15 protein-coding genes are annotated in these 16,993 nt (G+C 60.9%); 5 read left to right on the top strand and 10 right to left on the bottom strand.

From position 1 onward, the window contains the following. Positions 1 to 9: 9 nt before the first annotated feature. Positions 10 to 1,299 carry a DNA polymerase IV gene (locus tag IVA78_RS08015; protein WP_247275776.1) on the bottom strand — a complete coding sequence of 430 codons (1,290 nt, stop codon included), beginning with the start codon at positions 1,297 to 1,299 and terminating at the stop codon, positions 10 to 12. Then, positions 1,296 to 1,607 carry a DUF3572 domain-containing protein gene (locus IVA78_RS08020; RefSeq protein ID WP_247275777.1) on the bottom strand — a complete coding sequence of 104 codons (312 nt, stop codon included), beginning with the start codon at positions 1,605 to 1,607 and terminating at the stop codon, positions 1,296 to 1,298. Before IVA78_RS08020 ends, IVA78_RS08015 begins: the two co-directional genes overlap by 4 nt. Before the next feature lie 241 nt (positions 1,608 to 1,848). On the opposite strand from IVA78_RS08020, the gene IVA78_RS08025 reads away from it, so the two are divergent. After that, the gene (locus IVA78_RS08025) at positions 1,849 to 2,214 is read left to right on the top strand and encodes a response regulator (protein WP_027547216.1); all 366 of its coding nucleotides are present in this window, start codon (positions 1,849 to 1,851) and stop codon (positions 2,212 to 2,214) included. Positions 2,215 to 2,228: 14 nt separating this feature from the next. Continuing rightward, the gene (locus IVA78_RS08030) at positions 2,229 to 3,602 is read left to right on the top strand and encodes a PleD family two-component system response regulator (RefSeq protein WP_247275778.1); all 1,374 of its coding nucleotides are present in this window, start codon (positions 2,229 to 2,231) and stop codon (positions 3,600 to 3,602) included. Between the two features lie 336 nt (positions 3,603 to 3,938). Here IVA78_RS08030 and IVA78_RS08035 read toward each other — a convergent pair whose 3' ends face one another. Continuing rightward, on the bottom strand, positions 3,939 to 4,547 hold the full coding sequence (locus IVA78_RS08035; protein ID WP_247275779.1) for a TetR/AcrR family transcriptional regulator: 609 nt from the start codon (positions 4,545 to 4,547) through the stop codon (positions 3,939 to 3,941). 130 nt (positions 4,548 to 4,677) lie between these two features. Between IVA78_RS08035 and IVA78_RS08040 the strand changes: the two genes are divergently transcribed. The 3 genes from IVA78_RS08040 to IVA78_RS08050 all read left to right on the top strand — a co-directional run bounded on the left by IVA78_RS08040 (position 4,678) and on the right by IVA78_RS08050 (position 7,319). Continuing rightward, positions 4,678 to 5,910 (top strand): MFS transporter, encoded by a 1,233-nt coding sequence (locus IVA78_RS08040; protein ID WP_247275780.1) that lies wholly within the window; start codon positions 4,678 to 4,680, stop codon positions 5,908 to 5,910. Between the two features lie 129 nt (positions 5,911 to 6,039). Further along, positions 6,040 to 6,249 carry a hypothetical protein gene (locus tag IVA78_RS08045; protein WP_247275781.1) on the top strand — a complete coding sequence of 70 codons (210 nt, stop codon included), beginning with the start codon at positions 6,040 to 6,042 and terminating at the stop codon, positions 6,247 to 6,249. 311 nt (positions 6,250 to 6,560) lie between these two features. Continuing rightward, positions 6,561 to 7,319, top strand: a complete 759-nt coding sequence (locus IVA78_RS08050) for a DUF899 family protein (RefSeq protein WP_247464984.1) — start codon at positions 6,561 to 6,563, stop codon at positions 7,317 to 7,319. 199 nt (positions 7,320 to 7,518) lie between these two features. Here IVA78_RS08050 and IVA78_RS08055 read toward each other — a convergent pair whose 3' ends face one another. From IVA78_RS08055 to IVA78_RS08085, 7 genes are all read right to left on the bottom strand, one after another. Next, entirely contained in the window at positions 7,519 to 8,550 is a 1,032-nt protein-coding gene (locus tag IVA78_RS08055) for a nitronate monooxygenase (RefSeq protein WP_247420633.1), read from the bottom strand. A 220-nt stretch (positions 8,551 to 8,770) separates the two neighbouring features. Continuing rightward, complete coding sequence (locus IVA78_RS08060) at positions 8,771 to 9,667, bottom strand: alpha/beta hydrolase (RefSeq protein ID WP_247464988.1); 897 nt, start codon at positions 9,665 to 9,667, stop codon at positions 8,771 to 8,773. 174 nt (positions 9,668 to 9,841) lie between these two features. After that, positions 9,842 to 10,726, bottom strand: a complete 885-nt coding sequence (locus tag IVA78_RS08065; RefSeq protein WP_247277001.1) for a sugar phosphate isomerase/epimerase — start codon at positions 10,724 to 10,726, stop codon at positions 9,842 to 9,844. A gap of 59 nt (positions 10,727 to 10,785) precedes the next feature. Continuing rightward, entirely contained in the window at positions 10,786 to 11,553 is a 768-nt protein-coding gene (locus IVA78_RS08070) for a transporter substrate-binding domain-containing protein (protein WP_247277002.1), read from the bottom strand. A gap of 32 nt (positions 11,554 to 11,585) precedes the next feature. Further along, complete coding sequence (locus tag IVA78_RS08075) at positions 11,586 to 11,939, bottom strand: cytochrome c (protein ID WP_247277003.1); 354 nt, start codon at positions 11,937 to 11,939, stop codon at positions 11,586 to 11,588. Positions 11,940 to 12,033: 94 nt separating this feature from the next. Continuing rightward, positions 12,034 to 13,755: a PQQ-binding-like beta-propeller repeat protein gene (locus IVA78_RS08080; RefSeq protein ID WP_247277004.1), complete on the bottom strand. Its 1,722-nt coding sequence runs from the start codon at positions 13,753 to 13,755 to the stop codon at positions 12,034 to 12,036. A 1,151-nt stretch (positions 13,756 to 14,906) separates the two neighbouring features. After that, positions 14,907 to 16,676: an adenylate/guanylate cyclase domain-containing protein gene (locus IVA78_RS08085; protein ID WP_247277005.1), complete on the bottom strand. Its 1,770-nt coding sequence runs from the start codon at positions 16,674 to 16,676 to the stop codon at positions 14,907 to 14,909. Between the last annotated feature and the right edge of the window lie 317 nt (positions 16,677 to 16,993).

The raw sequence follows: 16,993 nt of genomic DNA on the forward strand, positions 1-16,993 counted from the left end.
AGGACTTGATCACTCCTGCGCCTTCTCCGGCCCCTCATACGCAATGCCGCGGATCACCGCAGCGCTGCCGAACTTCTTGCGCAGACTGTCCACCGCGCGCTCGGCGTGCGCGGCGCGGCGGTCGAGCATGTCGGTGTCGTCCAAGACCGAACCGTCACGCAGCGCGCTGACGCCGGCGCCCATCAGGCGGAAGGCGGTGCCGTCGATCTCTTTTGCCAGCATCTCGCGGCAGATCGAGAAGATCTTTGCGGCGAGCTGCGTCGGGGCGGCGATCGACTGCGAGCGCGTGCGCTGGCGGAAATCGGCGGTCTTCAGTTTCAACGTGACAGTCGAGCCGGCGAGCTCGCCGCTCTTGAGACGCGACGACGTCTTCTCGCACAGCCGCCACAAGATCTTCTCCAGCGCCGCGAAATCGCGGATGTCGGTCTCGAACGTGGTTTCGCTGGAAATCGTCTTGGCGCCGCGATCGGGCTCCACGCGGCGTTCGTCGATGCCGCGCGCGAGCCGCCACAGCCGGCGGCCGTCGCTCGGAAACTGCCGCATCATCTCGATCTCGTCGGCCTTCTGCAGGTCGGCGATGATGCGGAAGCCACGCTGCGCGAGGCGCTCCTGCGTGGCTGGTCCGACGCCAAAGATGAAGCCGACGGGCTTCTCCGACAGCATCAAGCGCGCTTCGTCCTGATCGAGCGCGGCAAAGCCGCGCGGCTTGTCGAGATCGGAGGCGATCTTGGCCAAAAACTTGTTGCAGGACAGGCCGACGGAGACGGTGATGCCGATATCGCGCTCGACGTCGCGCGCGAAGCGCGCCAGCACCTTTGCCGGGATCGTGCCGTGAACCCGCTCGGTGCCGGACAGATCAAGGAAGGCCTCGTCGATCGACAGCGGCTCGACCAGCGGGGTCAGCGCCTGCATGGCCTGGCGCACCTCGCGGCCGATCCGGACATATTTCGCCATATCCGGCCGGATCACGGTCGCATGCGGGCAGGCCTCCAGGGCCTTGAACATCGGCATGGCCGAGCGGACGCCATAGGTGCGGGCGATGTAGCAGGCGGCCGACACCACGCCGCGCTTGCCCCCGCCGATGATGACGGGCTTATCGGCGATATCAGGATTGTCGCGCTTCTCGACCGTCGCATAGAAGGCATCGCAGTCGATGTGGGCGATGGTCAGGCTCGATAGCGCGCGGTGGCGGACCAGGCGAGGGGACCCGCAAGCGGAACAGCGCCGCACGCCCGTGTCCAGATCGGCCAGACAATCCCGGCAGAAGCAGCGGGGCCCTGCCGGATCGGGTTCGGTCACGGCACGTCGCGCTCCCAGGTGGGGTCGCCGAGCGCGTCGCCCAGCACCTGCCGTGCTGCGGCAACGTTGGTCGGATGTAGTTCCGCGGCCTTCGCAAAGGCCTTCACGGTCTCGTCATCGCGCAGCACGAAATCGAGCACGCTGAGGAGAAAATTGGGGTCCGAGGCAGCATTGCGCAGGGTCTCCGGACCGACCCCTGTCTCAGCCAGGAACAGGCCCAGCCGCTCGGGCTCGCCGGCGACGAAGGACAGTGCTTGAATCGCAACGATTTCAGCGACTTCGCGGGGGTTGTGAACAGGCTTTTTCACGCGGCCGGTTTGCCTTTCCGTTAACTTTCAGTGTCTACTTTGGAATCATCATGCCCGAGTCTTCGCCTCGAGTCTTGCGACCCCCGACAAGCAACTGGAAACCAAATCGCAGAAAGTCGGCCCTCGGGTTTAACGAAACTAGAGCGAATCTGAGGCTAGTTTGAATCCAGTTTTCGAAGCGCCGGGGAGCGGCGCCTGAGGCGTCACATGTATGGGTCTGCGGACCAAACAGGAGGGCGGGATGGCTAAGACCGTCCTGATTGTGGAAGACAACGAGCTTAACATGAAGCTCTTCCGCGACCTGTTGGAGGCACACGGCTACCAGACCACTGGCACCAGCAACGGCTACGAGGCGCTTGACCTCGTTCGCAAGATGCGGCCGGACCTCGTGCTGATGGATATCCAATTGCCGCAGGTCTCGGGACTCGAGGTGACGCGGTGGATCAAGGACGATCCGGAGTTGCGCGCCATTCCCGTCGTTGCGGTCACCGCGTTCGCGATGAAGGGCGACGAAGAGCGTATCCGCGAGGGCGGCTGCGAGGCCTATTTGTCCAAGCCGATCTCGGTCGGCAAGTTCATTGAGACGGTCCGGCGTTTTATCGGATAGGAAGTGAGTTCAAAGTGTCCGCGCGTATCCTGGTTGTCGATGACGTTCCTGCCAACGTGAAGCTCCTCGAAGCTCGTCTGTCCGCCGAATATTTCGACGTGATGACCGCGGCGAACGGCGCCGAGGCGCTGGCGATCAGCCGGCGCGCCGAATGCGATATCATCCTGCTCGACGTGATGATGCCCGATATGGACGGTTTCGAGGTTTGCCGCCGTCTGAAGACCGATCCGGCCACCCACCACATTCCTGTCGTGATGGTCACCGCGCTCGACAGCCCCTCCGACCGCAACCGGGGGCTCGAAGCCGGCGCCGATGATTTCCTCACCAAACCCGTCTCCGACGTCGTGCTGATCGCGCGCGTGCGTTCGCTGACGCGGCTGAAGATGATGACGGACGAGCTGCGCATGCGCGCCATCACCTCGCTCGAGATCGGCATGCAGGCGCCGGAGCGCAGCGCCGTGGCCGACACCGGCAGGGGCGGCCGCATCCTCCTGGTCGACGACCGCGAATCCTCCTATGAGCGGCTGGGGACGATCCTCGCCGCCGAGCACACCATCGACGTCGAGCCGAGCCCGACGGAGGCGCTGTTCCACGCCGCGGAAGGCAATTACGACCTCTTGATCGTCTCACTCGATCTCAACAATTTCGATGGCCTGCGGCTCTGCAGCCAAGCGCGCTCGCTGGAGCGCACGCGCCACGTTCCGATCCTGGCGATCGCCGACCCCGAGAACTCGACGCGGCTGCTCCGCGGCCTCGAGATCGGCGTCAACGACTATCTGCTGCGTCCGATCGACAAGACCGAACTCTTGGCGCGGGCCCGCACCCAGATCCGCCGCCGCCGCTACACCGATCACTTGCGCGACAACGTGCAGAACTCGATCGAGATGGCGATCACCGACGCGCTCACCGGCCTGCACAACCGCCGCTACATGGAGAGCCATCTCGCCACGCTCGCCGAGCAGGCCGCGACCCGCGGCAAGCCGCTGGCGCTGATGATTCTGGACATCGACTACTTCAAGTCGATCAACGACAATTACGGCCACGATGCCGGTGACGACGTGCTGCGCGAATTCGCAGTGCGGGTGCGCAAGTCGATCCGCGGCATCGACCTTGCCTGCCGCTATGGCGGGGAGGAATTCGTCATCGTGATGCCGGAGACCGATCTCCACGTCGCCGGCATGGTCGCCGAGCGCCTGCGCCGCTCGATCGCGGGCGAGCCGTTTGCGATCCACAAAGGGACGAAGCGCATCGAGGTCACGATCTCGATTGGCCTGACTACGCTGGAGCAGAAGGGCGAGGCGGTCGGCGACGTCCTCAAGCGCGCCGACACCGCGCTCTACCGCGCCAAGCACGACGGTCGCAACCGCGTGGTGTCGCAGGCGGCGTAAAGGCTACTGCGACACAATAATTGCGAAAACAACCCCATGCACAGTAGCCGGCGCTAGTCGGATCAATGGCCTACGCGGGTAGCAAAGCGGCTGACGCCGACAGCAAGTCCGTTTGACACGTCGGGCAAAACAGGCGCATTCTGCTATCATCCCGAACATCCTACAAACTCCGCTGTCATTCCCCGCCAACGGGTCGTGCCTTCGGCGAGCCCGATGACAGGCTCCAGCGGGGGAATCCTGTACGCCCGCGGCTTTTCGGTTCTAGCCTCAGTGTCTCTTGAATACTGGATCACCCGCTTTCGCGGGTGATGACAGCAAGCGATATGGCGACAGCAGCTAGTCTGGCGCGCGCTTGCTCCCCTTCATTGGTTTCTTCGCATCGCTACCGACATCCACCCCTGCATTCCGCAGCAGCACTTTCGCCGCTTCTTTCGCCGCCCTGGCCATCGCAGGATCGTCGCGCACGAGGTCCTGCGCGATGGAGCCGTCGACCAGCAGCACGAGCTGGGTTGCCAGCGCCTCCGCGTCCGCAACGCCGAGCTCGTTCAGGCGATCGCGAAACCAGACGCGGCGGCTCTCCTTGAAGGCGATCGCGATCTTCTTCACGGCGCGGTCCTGTGGCCCGAGCTCGGCCACCGCATTCACGAACGGGCAGCCGCGAAAATCCTTGGCCGCAAACCGCCGCTCCAGCGAATCGAACGTCGCAAGGATCTGCTCGGCCGGCGGTTTGTCGGACGCGCGCGCGTGCACGAAGCGGCGCTCGAGGTAAGCCGCGATCAGCGCGTTCTTGGAGGGGAAGTGGTTGTAGAGCGTGCGCTTGGAGATGCCGATCTCGGCTGCAATGGTGTCGACGCCGATGGCGCGAATGCCTTGCAGGTAGAACAGCTTATCGGCGGTCTCGAGGATCCGCTCTTTCATCGTCTGTGGGGCGGGCGGGGGAGCCATGCGGTAGCGCGCGTCCTGTTCGCTTGACAGCACCGGCCCTTTATAGCCTAAGTACACAGGTCTGTGTAACCAAAATCAACGGCAAAAGCAGACGGCGGCGTTCGCGCCGTGCCCAAAAGGGAGAAGAAAAATGCCCCTGTTGCAGGTTCTGCGTCCGACATTGCCGATCCTGATCGGCGCCTCGATCATGCTGACCCTGAGCATGGGGCTGCGGCAGTCGCTCGGCATCTTCCTGCAACCGCTGACGCATGACATCCACATCTCGGTGTCGGATTTCACGTTGGCGCTGGCTGTGCAAAACCTCGCCTGGGGCTTTCTCCAGCCGCTGGCCGGCGCGATGACGGTGCGTTACGGCTTCCGTCCCATCATGATCGTGGGCGCGCTGATGTACATCGTGGGCCTCTCTCTGATGGCGACGGCCAATGGGCTCGTCAGCGTGATGATTGGCGGCGGCGTCCTGATCGGGACTTCGCTGGCCTGCACCGCGGCGGCGATCGCGATGTCGGTAGCGGCGCGTGCTGTGCCCGAAACCGTGCGCTCGACGGTGCTCGGCATCGTCTCCGGTGCGGGCTCGCTCGGCGCGCTGTTGTCGGCGCCGATCGGGCAGATGCTCAACGAGAGCTTTGGCTGGCGCATTGGCCTTGCCGGCTTCGTCATCATGTCGGTACTGATGATACCGGCGGCGTGGTATGCCGGACGCGTCGACCAGATCCCGCTGCCCAAGCCCGCGGCCGATGACATCAGCGATGCCAATGCCATGGCTGCGGCGAGGACCGCGTTCGGTAACGCGTCTTTCGTGGTGATGACCTGCGCCTATCTCGTCTGCGGCATGCAGCTGGTGTTCCTCACCACGCATCTGCCGTCGTATCTGGCGATCTGCGGTCTCGATCCGATGCTGAGCGCACAGACGCTCGGCATGATCGGCGGCTTCAACGTGCTGGGCTCGCTGTTCTTCGGCTGGGCCGGCCAACGCTGGAACAAGCTGGCGCTGCTGGGCGCGATCTACATCCTGCGCTCGCTGGCGCTCGCCTGGTATTTCATGCTGCCGGCAACGCCATTCTCGACGCTGCTGTTCGGCGCGATCATGGGCTTTCTCTGGATGGGCGTCGGCCCGCTGGTTGCGGGCGCCGTCGCCGAGATGTTCGGCCTGCGCTGGCAGGCCATGATCCAGGGCCTCGCCTTCATGAGCCACCAGATCGGCAGCTTCCTCGGCGCCTACGGAGGAGGGGTGCTCTACGACGCGCTCGGCTCATACACCATGGCCTGGCGCATCGGCGTCGCGCTCGGCCTCGCCGGCGGCATCGTGCAGGTCGCGTTCGCGCTGATCCGGCCGTCGCAGCCGCCGGTGTTGAAGGCGGCGTAGGTGGGGTGTGTAGCCGTCAGCGTCAGCTTCGGAGGATGAACCGGATGTCACGTTGCTTGGTCGTGATCGGCCGGTTGTGACCCCTGTATAGTCCGGCCGTGCGGTGCAAGACGATTTCGACTCGCACCCATGCTGGTCGAACGCATCGTTGCGCGCGCCGCACCTGCGCTCCAATTCGAGGATGATCATGACTCACCGACGACGGGAAATCTCTTTGCTCCGACCGGGCCATATAGCGTGGCGGGTGGATGGAAAAGGTACTGGGCCGACCGCGCATCGCGCTTCTTCCGTCCTGACCTTCGCGAGATCATCAAGAAGTATCGCCGTCACTTGAATTGAGCTCGCCTCAGTTGGTGGCCTCTTTATAATTCTACCGCACATCTGTTACGTTTCCTATTGGCCCGGTCCGCGATGATTTCGGCCCAATCCTACGAGGTCGTGCTGACATTTGAGATCGAACAGGTGCTCCGAGCCGCCGCCAATTTGTCGGCTCATCGACCCGATTGACCCGACTCGGACATGCAGGTCGTCCAGCAGCCATCTCGGACGCTGGGGGGGGCAGCTTAGCCGGCGGCGCAATGGCCAGGCAAGCAAGGAACCGATCGGCGAGGACCTACGTTTTAGAACCCACAATCAGAGGAGTCTTGACTATGGCAGCAGGCACCCTCGCTCCACCCAAAGTCGTCTCGCGTGAGGAATGGCTTTCCGCACGTAGGGCATTGTTCGTCGAAGAGAAGAAGATGACGCACAAGCTCGACGAACTTAGAGAAAAGCGACGCCATTTGCCGTGGGTAAAAATCGAGAAGCCCTACGTCTTCCAGGGACCGGATGGCGAGTACACGCTTGCCGATCTGTTCAATGGTCGCGGCCAACTCGCCGTCTATCACTTCATGCTGACCCCGGGCTCCGATCACGTTTGCAAAGGATGCTCGTTCGTCGCCGATCATTTCGACGCCGCGCGCAAGCACTTCCATGATGCCGACCTGTCATTTGCTGTGATTTCACGCGCGCCAATCGAGCGAATCGAGCAAGTGAAACGCGCTTTGGGCTGGACCTTTCCGTGGGTGTCATCCTATGGCAGCGACTTCAACTTTGATTTCGGGGTGTCATTCAAAAAGGAGGACCTGGCCGCTGGCACAGCCAAGTTCAATTACGACACGATCCCGCTCAAGAGCAGCGAAGACATGATGGGCGCCAGCATATTTGCCAAAAACGAGGCTGGCGAGATCTTCCACACGTACTCGGCATATTCCCGTGGCATTGAAAATTTGATGGGTGCCTTCATGTGGCTCGATCTCACGCCCAAAGGCCGCCATCAATTCGATGACGGCCACAGCCGGCTTAGTGACGACGGCCGGGACGTCCGAACGCTCGGGCGACCCAGCGGCGCGAGGACTGGCTGTCATTGACGGTCACTGGCGACATCACTGGGTTAGGAGAGCTTCATGTCCGCACTCGGCGGTAACCCGAAAGTCCCGCAATCAGGAGCAGAGCGGCGCGATTAGCCCTTAGCTATAGCAGGCAGAACCATTTTCCGAACGCAACTACGGCGGTAGACCGGACGCGCAACGACGCCTGCCTCAACGCCGCTTTTGACCCCCAAAGCAGTCACTCGTCTGGTGCTCGAGTTGACTGAGCGAGCTGAAAAACCAGCCGCCGGGCGCCATCGACCAGTTCTTGGACGACATCCGCTGCAGGCTTAATTTCATTCACTAAGCCGACGCCCTGTCCCGCTAGAAAATCCATCGAGTCCAGGTCGCCCGAGGCGTCTGGCGTCGGTGGAAAGCCCATGAAGCGCAAGAGTGGCGTCGCCCGGCCACCGACTTTCGTCTCGCCAATCTGCGGCTCATCGGCCCGCTGCTCACTGCCGCGCGCCTCATCTGGCAGCCAGCGTTCGACAAAGGGCGTGCGCAGTGTGCGATGAGGGGCATTGGGCCAGCCGTGACCGAAAAGCGTCGTCCGCACCGTGTAATCTTCCGCTGCATCGATAACCTTCTGTTTATAGACCGTATGCGCGTAGGCTTCTGTCGTAGCGATCAGCCTCGTTCCGATCATCACGCCCTGCGCTCCGAGAGCGAGAGCGGCGGCGAAGCCCCGCGCATCCGCAATGCCTCCGGCTGCAATGACGGGAACTGGAGCCACCGCGTCGACGACCCGCGGTACCAGCGCCATTGTTGTAATATCGCCAGCCAGGTGGCCACCGGCTTCCACACCCTGAGCAACGATGGCATCGACCCCGGCATGAGCAGCTCTTCGCGCGTGGGCAACCGAGCCGACTTGGTCGATCAGTTTCACCCCTGCCGCTTGGGCTGGGCCTACAAAGGGAGTCGGATCGCCCCAAAAGGTCAAGAGGACTGGAACCCGCTCCTCGAGGCACACTTCGATGACCGCCTCGATTGGAAATGGCAGATGCGGTCCACTCAGCAATATACCGACCCCGAACGGCTTTTCGGTGAGCGATCGCAGGCGCCCAATCTCCTCGCGCAGCACCGGCGGCGGGTTGCCGCTAAATGACATAATGCCGAGTCCGCCAGCGTTGCTCACCGCTGCCGCAAGCTCGGGCCCGGTGATAAACCCCATCGGTGCGGCAAAGACGGGCACATCAATCGCCAACAGATGGCAGAGCGCGGTGCGCAGCATGACAGCCTCCATTGCATTCGGTGTACCCCCGCCACCGCAGCGGAAGTAAACATCGCCCAGAGGGCGGACTCAAGGTGGCGCGTGCTCCAACAATCCGGTGTTGGCCCTGAGCGGTATTGCACCGCCACAAGAACTCGGTCGCTAACAGGACATAGCGGAAATTGTCCGACAACCGACTATTGTAGAGGGCGACGCTCGTGATCCAAACCGGACTACGGTGTTAATGTTTGCCGATAAACGTAAGGACAGCCTGGTCGTACGCGTCAGGAGCTTCTGCAGGCACGGTGTGCGAACTTCCGGCAATGATGATCCTCTCGCGGTTTGGTAGGCAGGTCTCTAGCTGGTCGACAATTCGATAGAAGAATTTGGGACTTCGCTCGCCATTGGACAGAAGCGTTGGCGCATTGATCGACTTGGCCATTTCGCACGTGAACGCCGGCCTCGGGCGTTTTGTTGTGGCGTCGGCTTGAAAGGACGCCACGTTATCGAAGTTCATCTTCTGGTCGGCAATGGATCGACGTTCATAGGCGCCCGGTCCGCCGACGGCGTTCACGAACAGCGGTATGCCGGTTTTCACGTCGCCTGCCTTGACTGCCTCCCTCGCCGGTGCCTGGGCATTGCCCCACTCTTTCAACATGTCGCCGAGCCCGGGAACGCCGGCCAGGATGCCCGTCGCGGGCGGTTCGTTGAGCGTCAGGCTGACCAACTTTTCCGGATGCACGGCGGCAAAGAAAAGCGCCGCATGCGCGCCAGACGAATGCGGAACGACCCTGACCTTCGACAAGCCTAGAGCCCGCACAAACGCGGCAAGATCCTCGCCGTGCGCATCCGCAGCGCCATCCGGCATGCTCTCAGGACTTGCCTCATTTGGGAAGTGGTTGCGGCGGCTGTAGGCAATGGCGCGATAGCGATCGGCGAACTTTGGAAGATGCTGCAGCCACATTCGGTAATCTTGAAGACCGCCGTGAACAAATATAACCGGTTCGCCTTGACCAACTTCCACGTAGGCAAGTTCAGTCCCATTGGCAGTGACGCGCTTTATGTCTTCTGCGTGGGCGCTGGAAACCTCGAGAAAAATACACGACGCTGCGGCGAACTTAGCGACGAGGCGGAGCATTGCAGTCTCCCTTATGGCTTATAGCCCCACGGCAGTGAGGCTAATTCGAGGCAATCTCAGGGCTGGTGGCCCGCCCTTATTTTTGTCTGCCGGGCCAGGCGCTGGAGGTGTTGGCGCATGTGGCAACTCGGCAGTGCATTCGCTCATTGCGGGTCCTCAATTCGCGTTACGAAACTATCGGGGCGTTCGCGGCGAAATACGCGTGTGGCGAAGGAAGGCGATGCTCGTCTCTATACTTTGCAACGGATCGGCCGAAACATCTTGCTCGACGAAAAAATGCTGCACGCCGCACCGAAACGACGCGTCGAGTATTTTTGCGAAGTCGATCGTGCCGTTGCCTAGCTCGGTGGTCGATCCGTCGCTCGCCATATCCTTGAGATGCACCAAGCGGAATCGAGATGGATGTGTCTTCAAGACTTTCACGGAATCGAGGTTTCCTTTGGTTGCCCAGTAAACATCGAGCTCGAACTTGACAAAGCGCTGATCCGTACGGCTGAGCAGAATGTCGTAAGGCTGGACGCCACCTGCGAGGTTCGCGAACTCAAAATCGTGATTATGATAGGCAAGTGTCAGCCCGGAACGCGCCGCCAATTCACCGATCCTATTCAATCTGTCACAAATCCGCTTCCAATCGTCGATTGTCTGCCGTTCCAACTGGTCCAGCCATGGACACACGACAAACCGGCTGCCAAGCAAATGAGCGATGTCGAACGATGATCCGGTATTGTCTCGCAGGTTGCCGTAGTCGATATGCAGCGACGGCGCAGTGAGACCCAGGCCCAGCAAAAGTTTCCGGGTGCGCCGCACATTGGGGCCGAGAATGCCGGCAAACTCCACCTCGCGATAGCCGAGACGGGCAACCTTCCGTAGGGTCCCGTCAAAGTCGGCTTTCAGCAGATCGCGGACCGTATAGAGCTGGAGACCAATTTTCGACAGCTCCCGACCGGATACCGGCGCAATCCCTATCGCGGCACCTCCCGCGATACCGGCGAGAATATCGCGTCTGCTGAGGACCGCGCGCGGGGAACCAACGGAGAAAGTTGTCGACCGGCGGACCACAATCCCACTGCCTCTCGATGCCCACCATTGATTGCCGGGTTGCCGAGACTGTCGCGCAGCTACTTCGGCGTTTGCAGTACGACCCCGTAACGACCGTATATCCGACCAATCGTGCCGTCGTTTCGCAGCCGTTCAAGCGCTCCATTGATGGCTTCGCGCAGTGCATCATCCGGCCGAACCATGCCAACGGCGACATTCCAGTTGAGATCGGCCACGGTCTCGTCGCGATCCAGGATGCGAAATGCTTTGTCCGGGTGCGTCAGATTGAAATAGCTCGCCGACGTGGGCGTGACCGCAGCGGCGTCAATCTCATGGTTTGACAGGGCGTCGAGGCTGTCGCTCTCGAAGCCAAAGGTCGACGTGGGTACGTGCCGTTGACCGATGATCATGGCTGCGACGGATCCGACCTGCACTCCCACCTTGGTATGCTCGTTGAGGCTCTTGAACGAGGTGAGTGGGCTGGATGACGGCACGACCAGCGCGACGCCAGTGCGATAGTAGGGCTTTGAAATTCTCAAGCGGGTTTCGCCTTGCGCGTCGCGGTCGGCGATGACATCCAGGAGAATGTCGCAGCCGGCGCTACGCATCTGGTACTGGGTGATGATCCAATCTAGCCTCAGCGAGACGCCGAGTTCGCGCGCGAGCGCCTGACCCAATTCGATCTGAAAGCCGGGAGGATCACCGGTTTTGCTCGCGAAGGGAAGCGAGTTGGGATGGGCGCAGAGCCCGAGCACGCCGGACGAACGGATCGCGTCCAGGGTCCGCGCTTGCGCTGGCCCCGACATTCCGATGACGGCGCCGATGACGAGCAGAAGAATTGTCTTCATTCGCGTCCCCGCGTAGATGGGGCCCCAGCGGCTCAGCCCTCGCGCGGCTTCAAGGCGCGGATATATTTGACGATCTGGTCGATCTGCGCGTCGGTGAGGGCGCCGTCAAATGCCGGCATCGCGCCTTGCTTGCCGTGCTTGATGCGGTTGTGCAGAAAATCGTCATCGCGCGGCGAATTCATCAGCTGCGGCCCCTTGCCGGCAGCCCGTCCGCCATCGGAGTGGCAAAAGCCGCAGGTCCCCGCGAACAACTGCTCGACATCGAACGTTCCGTTCTCTGGCGCAGGGGTAGCAGGCTGCGCTTGAACCAACCCGGTGAGACACAATAACGAAGCGCCCAACAGCGCCGATCGCAGCGCGGTGATCTTGTTCGATTGCGATTTCAAGGCATCCAGCTCCATGTCCTGAAACACGTCCGGCGAGTTCAACGTCCGGGGAGCAAGCTTGCGCCCGCTCCCCGGCAGATCAATTTGCGATAGCCTATTTCAGGCTGTAGACGATGAGCGCACCGTCGTCGCGCGGCATGCTCTTGTAAACGCCGCCGAAATTTGGCGCATATTCGTCGGACAACATGCCGCCAAAGCCCGCGACCACGGCGATATATTGCTTGCCTCCGGCGGAGTAGCTGATGATGCCGCCTTGATGGCCGGTTCCGTCGGAGTGATTCCACAGTTCACCCCCGGTTTCGGCATCGTAGGCGTGAAGTGTGCCGCGGGAGTCAGGTACGAACACGAGATTTCCCGCGGTCGAGAGCACACTTCCAAGCGGCGGCTCGGGATAGCGAACCTCCCATTTCTTCGCCCCGGTGACGGGATCGCGCGCATCCAGGTGACCATAGATCTCACCGCCCGGAGGCGGCGCCATCTTGAAATCGGCGCCGATGTTGAGCTGGACCTGTGGCGTGGTGACAGGCGTCGTCTTCTGGATATCGAGCGTCATGCACCATTCCTGGCCGATTTTATAATAGAGTCCGGTCTTAGGGCTGTACGAGCCGGAATTCCAGCTGACGCCACCTCCGATGAATGGACACAGCGGCGGTTCGGTCACTTTGCCCGCGGAGAAGTCGCGCCGGCCGATCAGCGCGCCCGTCTTGGGGTCGATATCCTTGACGAAATTGATGTTCTCAACGAGCCGCCAAACGTTCTTGACGGCGAGATTGCGGTCATAGACGAAGATGAAACCGCTCTTGTTCGGATGGACGACAAGCTTCTGACCGTCACGATCGAGCATCAAGAACTCGCCGACGGCGCTGTCGAAATCCCAGGCATCATGAGGCAGCTCCTGATGGTAGAACTTCAGCTTGCCAGTATCGAGATCGAGACCGATCACCGACGTCGTGTAGAGATTGTCGCCGGGCCGCGCGCCTTGCGTCTTGTAGTCGGCGCCCGACCAATCGTAGAGCGGCGCCGGGTTGGCGGTGCCCCACAGAATCGTGTTGGTCTCGGAATCGTAGGTGCCCGGCATCCAGCCGCCACCTCCACCCGTGCGCCAGGAATCGTTTCCCCAGGACTTCATCGCTTCATCAGTGCCTGCGACCGTCAGGAACTCCCACTTCTTTTTGCCGGTGGCGGCATCGACAGCAAATATCGGACCGCGGCCCGGCCACTCTCCGCCTTGCGAGCCGATGATCACCGTACCCTTCGCGTAAAGCGGCGCACCGGTGAAACCGACTGTAAGTTTTTGCGAATCGATCAGCTTGGTATCCCAGAGAACCTTCCCTGACTTCATATCGAGTGCGATCAGACGGCCGTCCATCGTGCCGACAAAGGCCTTGCCTTCGCCGAGCGCCAAGCCGCGATTGTAGGGGGAATGGGTCTGGCGCGCGATCAGCGCCTCGTCGAGCTCAGGGAAATAGGACCAGATCACCTCGCCGGTCGCGCCGTTTAGCGCAAAAACCCGGCTGTAGGAGCCCGTGTAATAAAGAACCCCGTCGGCCGCGAGCGGCATTGATTGCAGGCCGCGCGTCGAGCGTCCGGGAATATGGATCCAGGCAACACCCAGATTGCCGACGTTGCTTGCGTTGATCTGCGCCAGCGGGCTGTAGTGATAGGATTTGTAAGAGCCGTGATAGGTCAGCCAATCATTCTGACCAGCGGCCTCGATCCGAGCTGTATCCACGGATTGAGCCAATGCTGACGACACAATCAGTGTCGCGCCAATGGCAACAAGAGGTAAACCAGATTTGCGCCACCGCCTCTTCATGTATACGTCCTCCCGTTTTTGTTTATCGACCTGCATTTTTCAAGCGCCGACCGTGAGTTGCATGCAGTTCAGTGCCTCATCGATTCATCTCCAATCGCGCGTGAGTTCCCAGCAAGCTTCGATCTCTCCGGCGAAAATCGCCAAAGAAGCTACAAGTCCACGTTCGTTGGGTTGTCGTTGCACTTCTGCTTGCGATCATAGAGTACGCCGGATCACGCGGAGTGCAATGTCGGAAATGCGCCTGGCGCAAAATGACAGACCGGCTTACCTTTTGATAAATGTTTTCTTTCGAATAGCTGCGTCGTCAGGATGTCGCCTAGAGCAACGCAAAAAGCGAGATCCCGCGAAGAGCGATCGGCCGCTGTGCACGATGCCAAAGAATCCAGGGCTAGGCCGGCCGCCACATGTTCATGAGCGGCGCGGCGCTGCGGCGTCAATTTTCGATATGGGCAAAGACCCCCGTAAAGCGGGCGGCGGGCTCGCCACAACCGAGCGACGGTCTACTCGCCGTGATCGGAAGCCTAGCAGTCCGGTATTCCTGGTGGACGCGCTGAGGCATTGGCGTTGGCACTGGTCGCGGCAGAAGGTGTGGAAGGAGAGCCAGTGCTTGCGCCGGGCGACGTTGTTGAACCGACCGTCGTGTTTCCAGATGGTCCAGTTGCAGTGGTGCCACTCATGTCGCGAACGACCTTATTGGCTACGTCCCAGCATTGCTTGGTATCATGACCGCTCGACCCACCCGTCGAAGTTCCTTGTGCGTTTGCGAATGTACCGACAGCTAACAATGCGGCGCTGATCGCCGTTGACAGAAGAATCTTCCTCATGGACGAATCTCCTCCTTGAGAGCCGGCTGGAATGCCGACGCCTCTCAATGCTGACGCGCCATCCAACGTTCCTCACAGGGCGGCCGAACACATGGCTGCTCCGACCACCGCTGCAAAGTGCAGCTTCTTCTTGCCAACCCGGAGCCGTCACACATGGCCCTTGCGCCGTATTGCACCGCCACAGAACCCCGGTCGCTTGCGACCCGCTCGGCTCCTACACCATGGCCTGGCGCATCGGCGGCGCGTTGATCTGGTCAGCTGATGAAGCTAGGGCGGAAGCAAGTGGCAGACCACCCAAACGGATGTCCGTGCCCGTACCACGGTCTATTATCGTAAGTTCGTTACGCCGGCACGGCTTAGTCCGTCCGCGAGGTGTTCGCGATATCTCAAGTCGAGGTATGGAGTTGTTATTTCGAATTGCCGCCGCGGGTCCTTCGGTTGTCGGGATATAAACTCCTGCAGCAAAGGCTGTGCTTCTTCTATGCGTCCAAGTTGCCCCAGGCTCGCAAGAAGGGCTCTGAGAGCGAGATAAGGACGTCGTAGCTGGATCGCTAGTTCGCCGTAATGCACTGCCTCCTCGTAGTTCTCCTGATGGTAATGGGCCAGCGCAACGAAGCTAAGGAAGCTTCCGGCCTGTGGATCGTTCGGATTCAGGCGTAAGCTGCGCAATAACGAATCCAGAGCTTCAGTGAAATGCCCGATATGGACCCGAACCAAACCAAGGGAGAAAAACCCTAATGCGAAATTTGGATTAAGGTCGATTGAACGTTGCGCCTCGGCAAGCGCTTGGGAGTGCATCTGCCTCAATAAGCTGGCCCAACACAGGGCGTAGTGGCAGTAGGGATCGCGGTCGTCGAGCGCGACTGCGCGCGCGGCCGCAGTATAGATGTCCGACACATCTTTCGTGAGATCGCTGCTCCAGCCATACCAAATGCGGGCATTCAGTGTACGGGCAAGCGTCATGTGAGCCTGAGCGAGGTTCGGATCAAGCGCTAACGCCTGTCTTATAAGAGTTATCGCCTCTTCGTGCTCTTCAGGTGCGAGCTGCGAGAAGTGCCACATCGCACGCATACAGCAGTCGAAGGCATCGAGATTCCTGACGCTTTTTCGAAACGCTCGTCTCCCTTCGATCAGCAGCATCTCAGGCTCGATGGCACCGACTACGCTCTGCGTGATCTCGTCCTGAATGGCGAATATGTCGGCCAAATCGCGGTCGAAGCGCTCCGCCCAGAGGTGATTTCCTGTTTGTGCTTCGATCAGCTGTCCCGTGATCCGCACGCGCTGCCCAGCCCGTCGTACACTGCCCTCGAGGACATATCGAACGCCAAGTTCGCGAGCGACCTGTTTCACGTCAACTGCGCGCCCCTTGTACACGAACGTCGAATTTCGGGCGATGACGAAAAACCAGCGGTTATGGGACAGAGCGGTAATTATGTCCTCTGTGATGCCATCTGCGAAATATTCCTGCTCGGGATCTCCACTCATGTTCGAGAACGGAAGTACCGCGATGGAAGGCTTATCTGGGAGTGCGAGCGAACCACCCAGGATGCCGGTACTTACCGGATGCTCAGGTTGCCAATCCACCGAGTAAACCGAGACTGGACGACTGATATTCTTCAGTGAGCGCTGTCCGAGCGGAGTGAGTGCAAAGTTCAGCTTGCCTTCGATCTGATCTCGCACCGTACCTGAAATGCAAATTCCGCCTGGTTCAGCCACCCCTTCGAGTCGCGCAGCGACATTCACTCCATCGCCCAGTACATCATCGCCATCCGCCATGACGTCGCCAACATTGATGCCAATCCGAAACTCCATCCTGCGGTCCTGAGGAAGATCGGCGTTGTGGCGATCAAGAGAGCGCTGGATGGCCACGGCGGCGCGCACCGCCTGGACTGCACTACTGAACTCCGCAATCACGCTGTCGCCTGCGGTCCCAAAAACCCTGCCTGCGTGTTCGGCGATTAGATCGGATATCGTGCGACGATACCCGTCCAAAGTTTGCAAGGTCGCCTCTTCATCCGCCGACATCAGGCGGCTGTAGCCCGCAACATCTGCTGCCATGATCGCGGCCAAACGCCTTGTGATCGGAGGGTTGTTCATGGCTCCGCTCCATCTAAAGGAGCGAGTTTAGCCGAAACCAGCCCGCGGGGTAAGCCGTGCGATCTCGGCTGTCGACGGTGAAGCGGACGACGGGCGGCGCTTGGTTCGATCGCCGCTTGTGGCCCAAGGCCGACGTGGAGCCATTCTGCTGCCACGTCGGCTTCTGCGCGCAAAGCGAATGCGACAATTGCGGAGGCACGCGCCAGTCAACACTCTCGTGCCCCGGACGCAGCGCAGCGTCACTTCCGACGGTGCGCTGCCGAGCCGGGGCCCAAAGCTGCGGCTTTCTGGATCCCGGCTCGGCGCAGCAGCGCTCA

The sequence above is a fragment of the Bradyrhizobium sp. 137 genome (assembly GCF_023074095.1).
Lineage (GTDB): Bacteria > Pseudomonadota > Alphaproteobacteria > Rhizobiales > Xanthobacteraceae > Bradyrhizobium.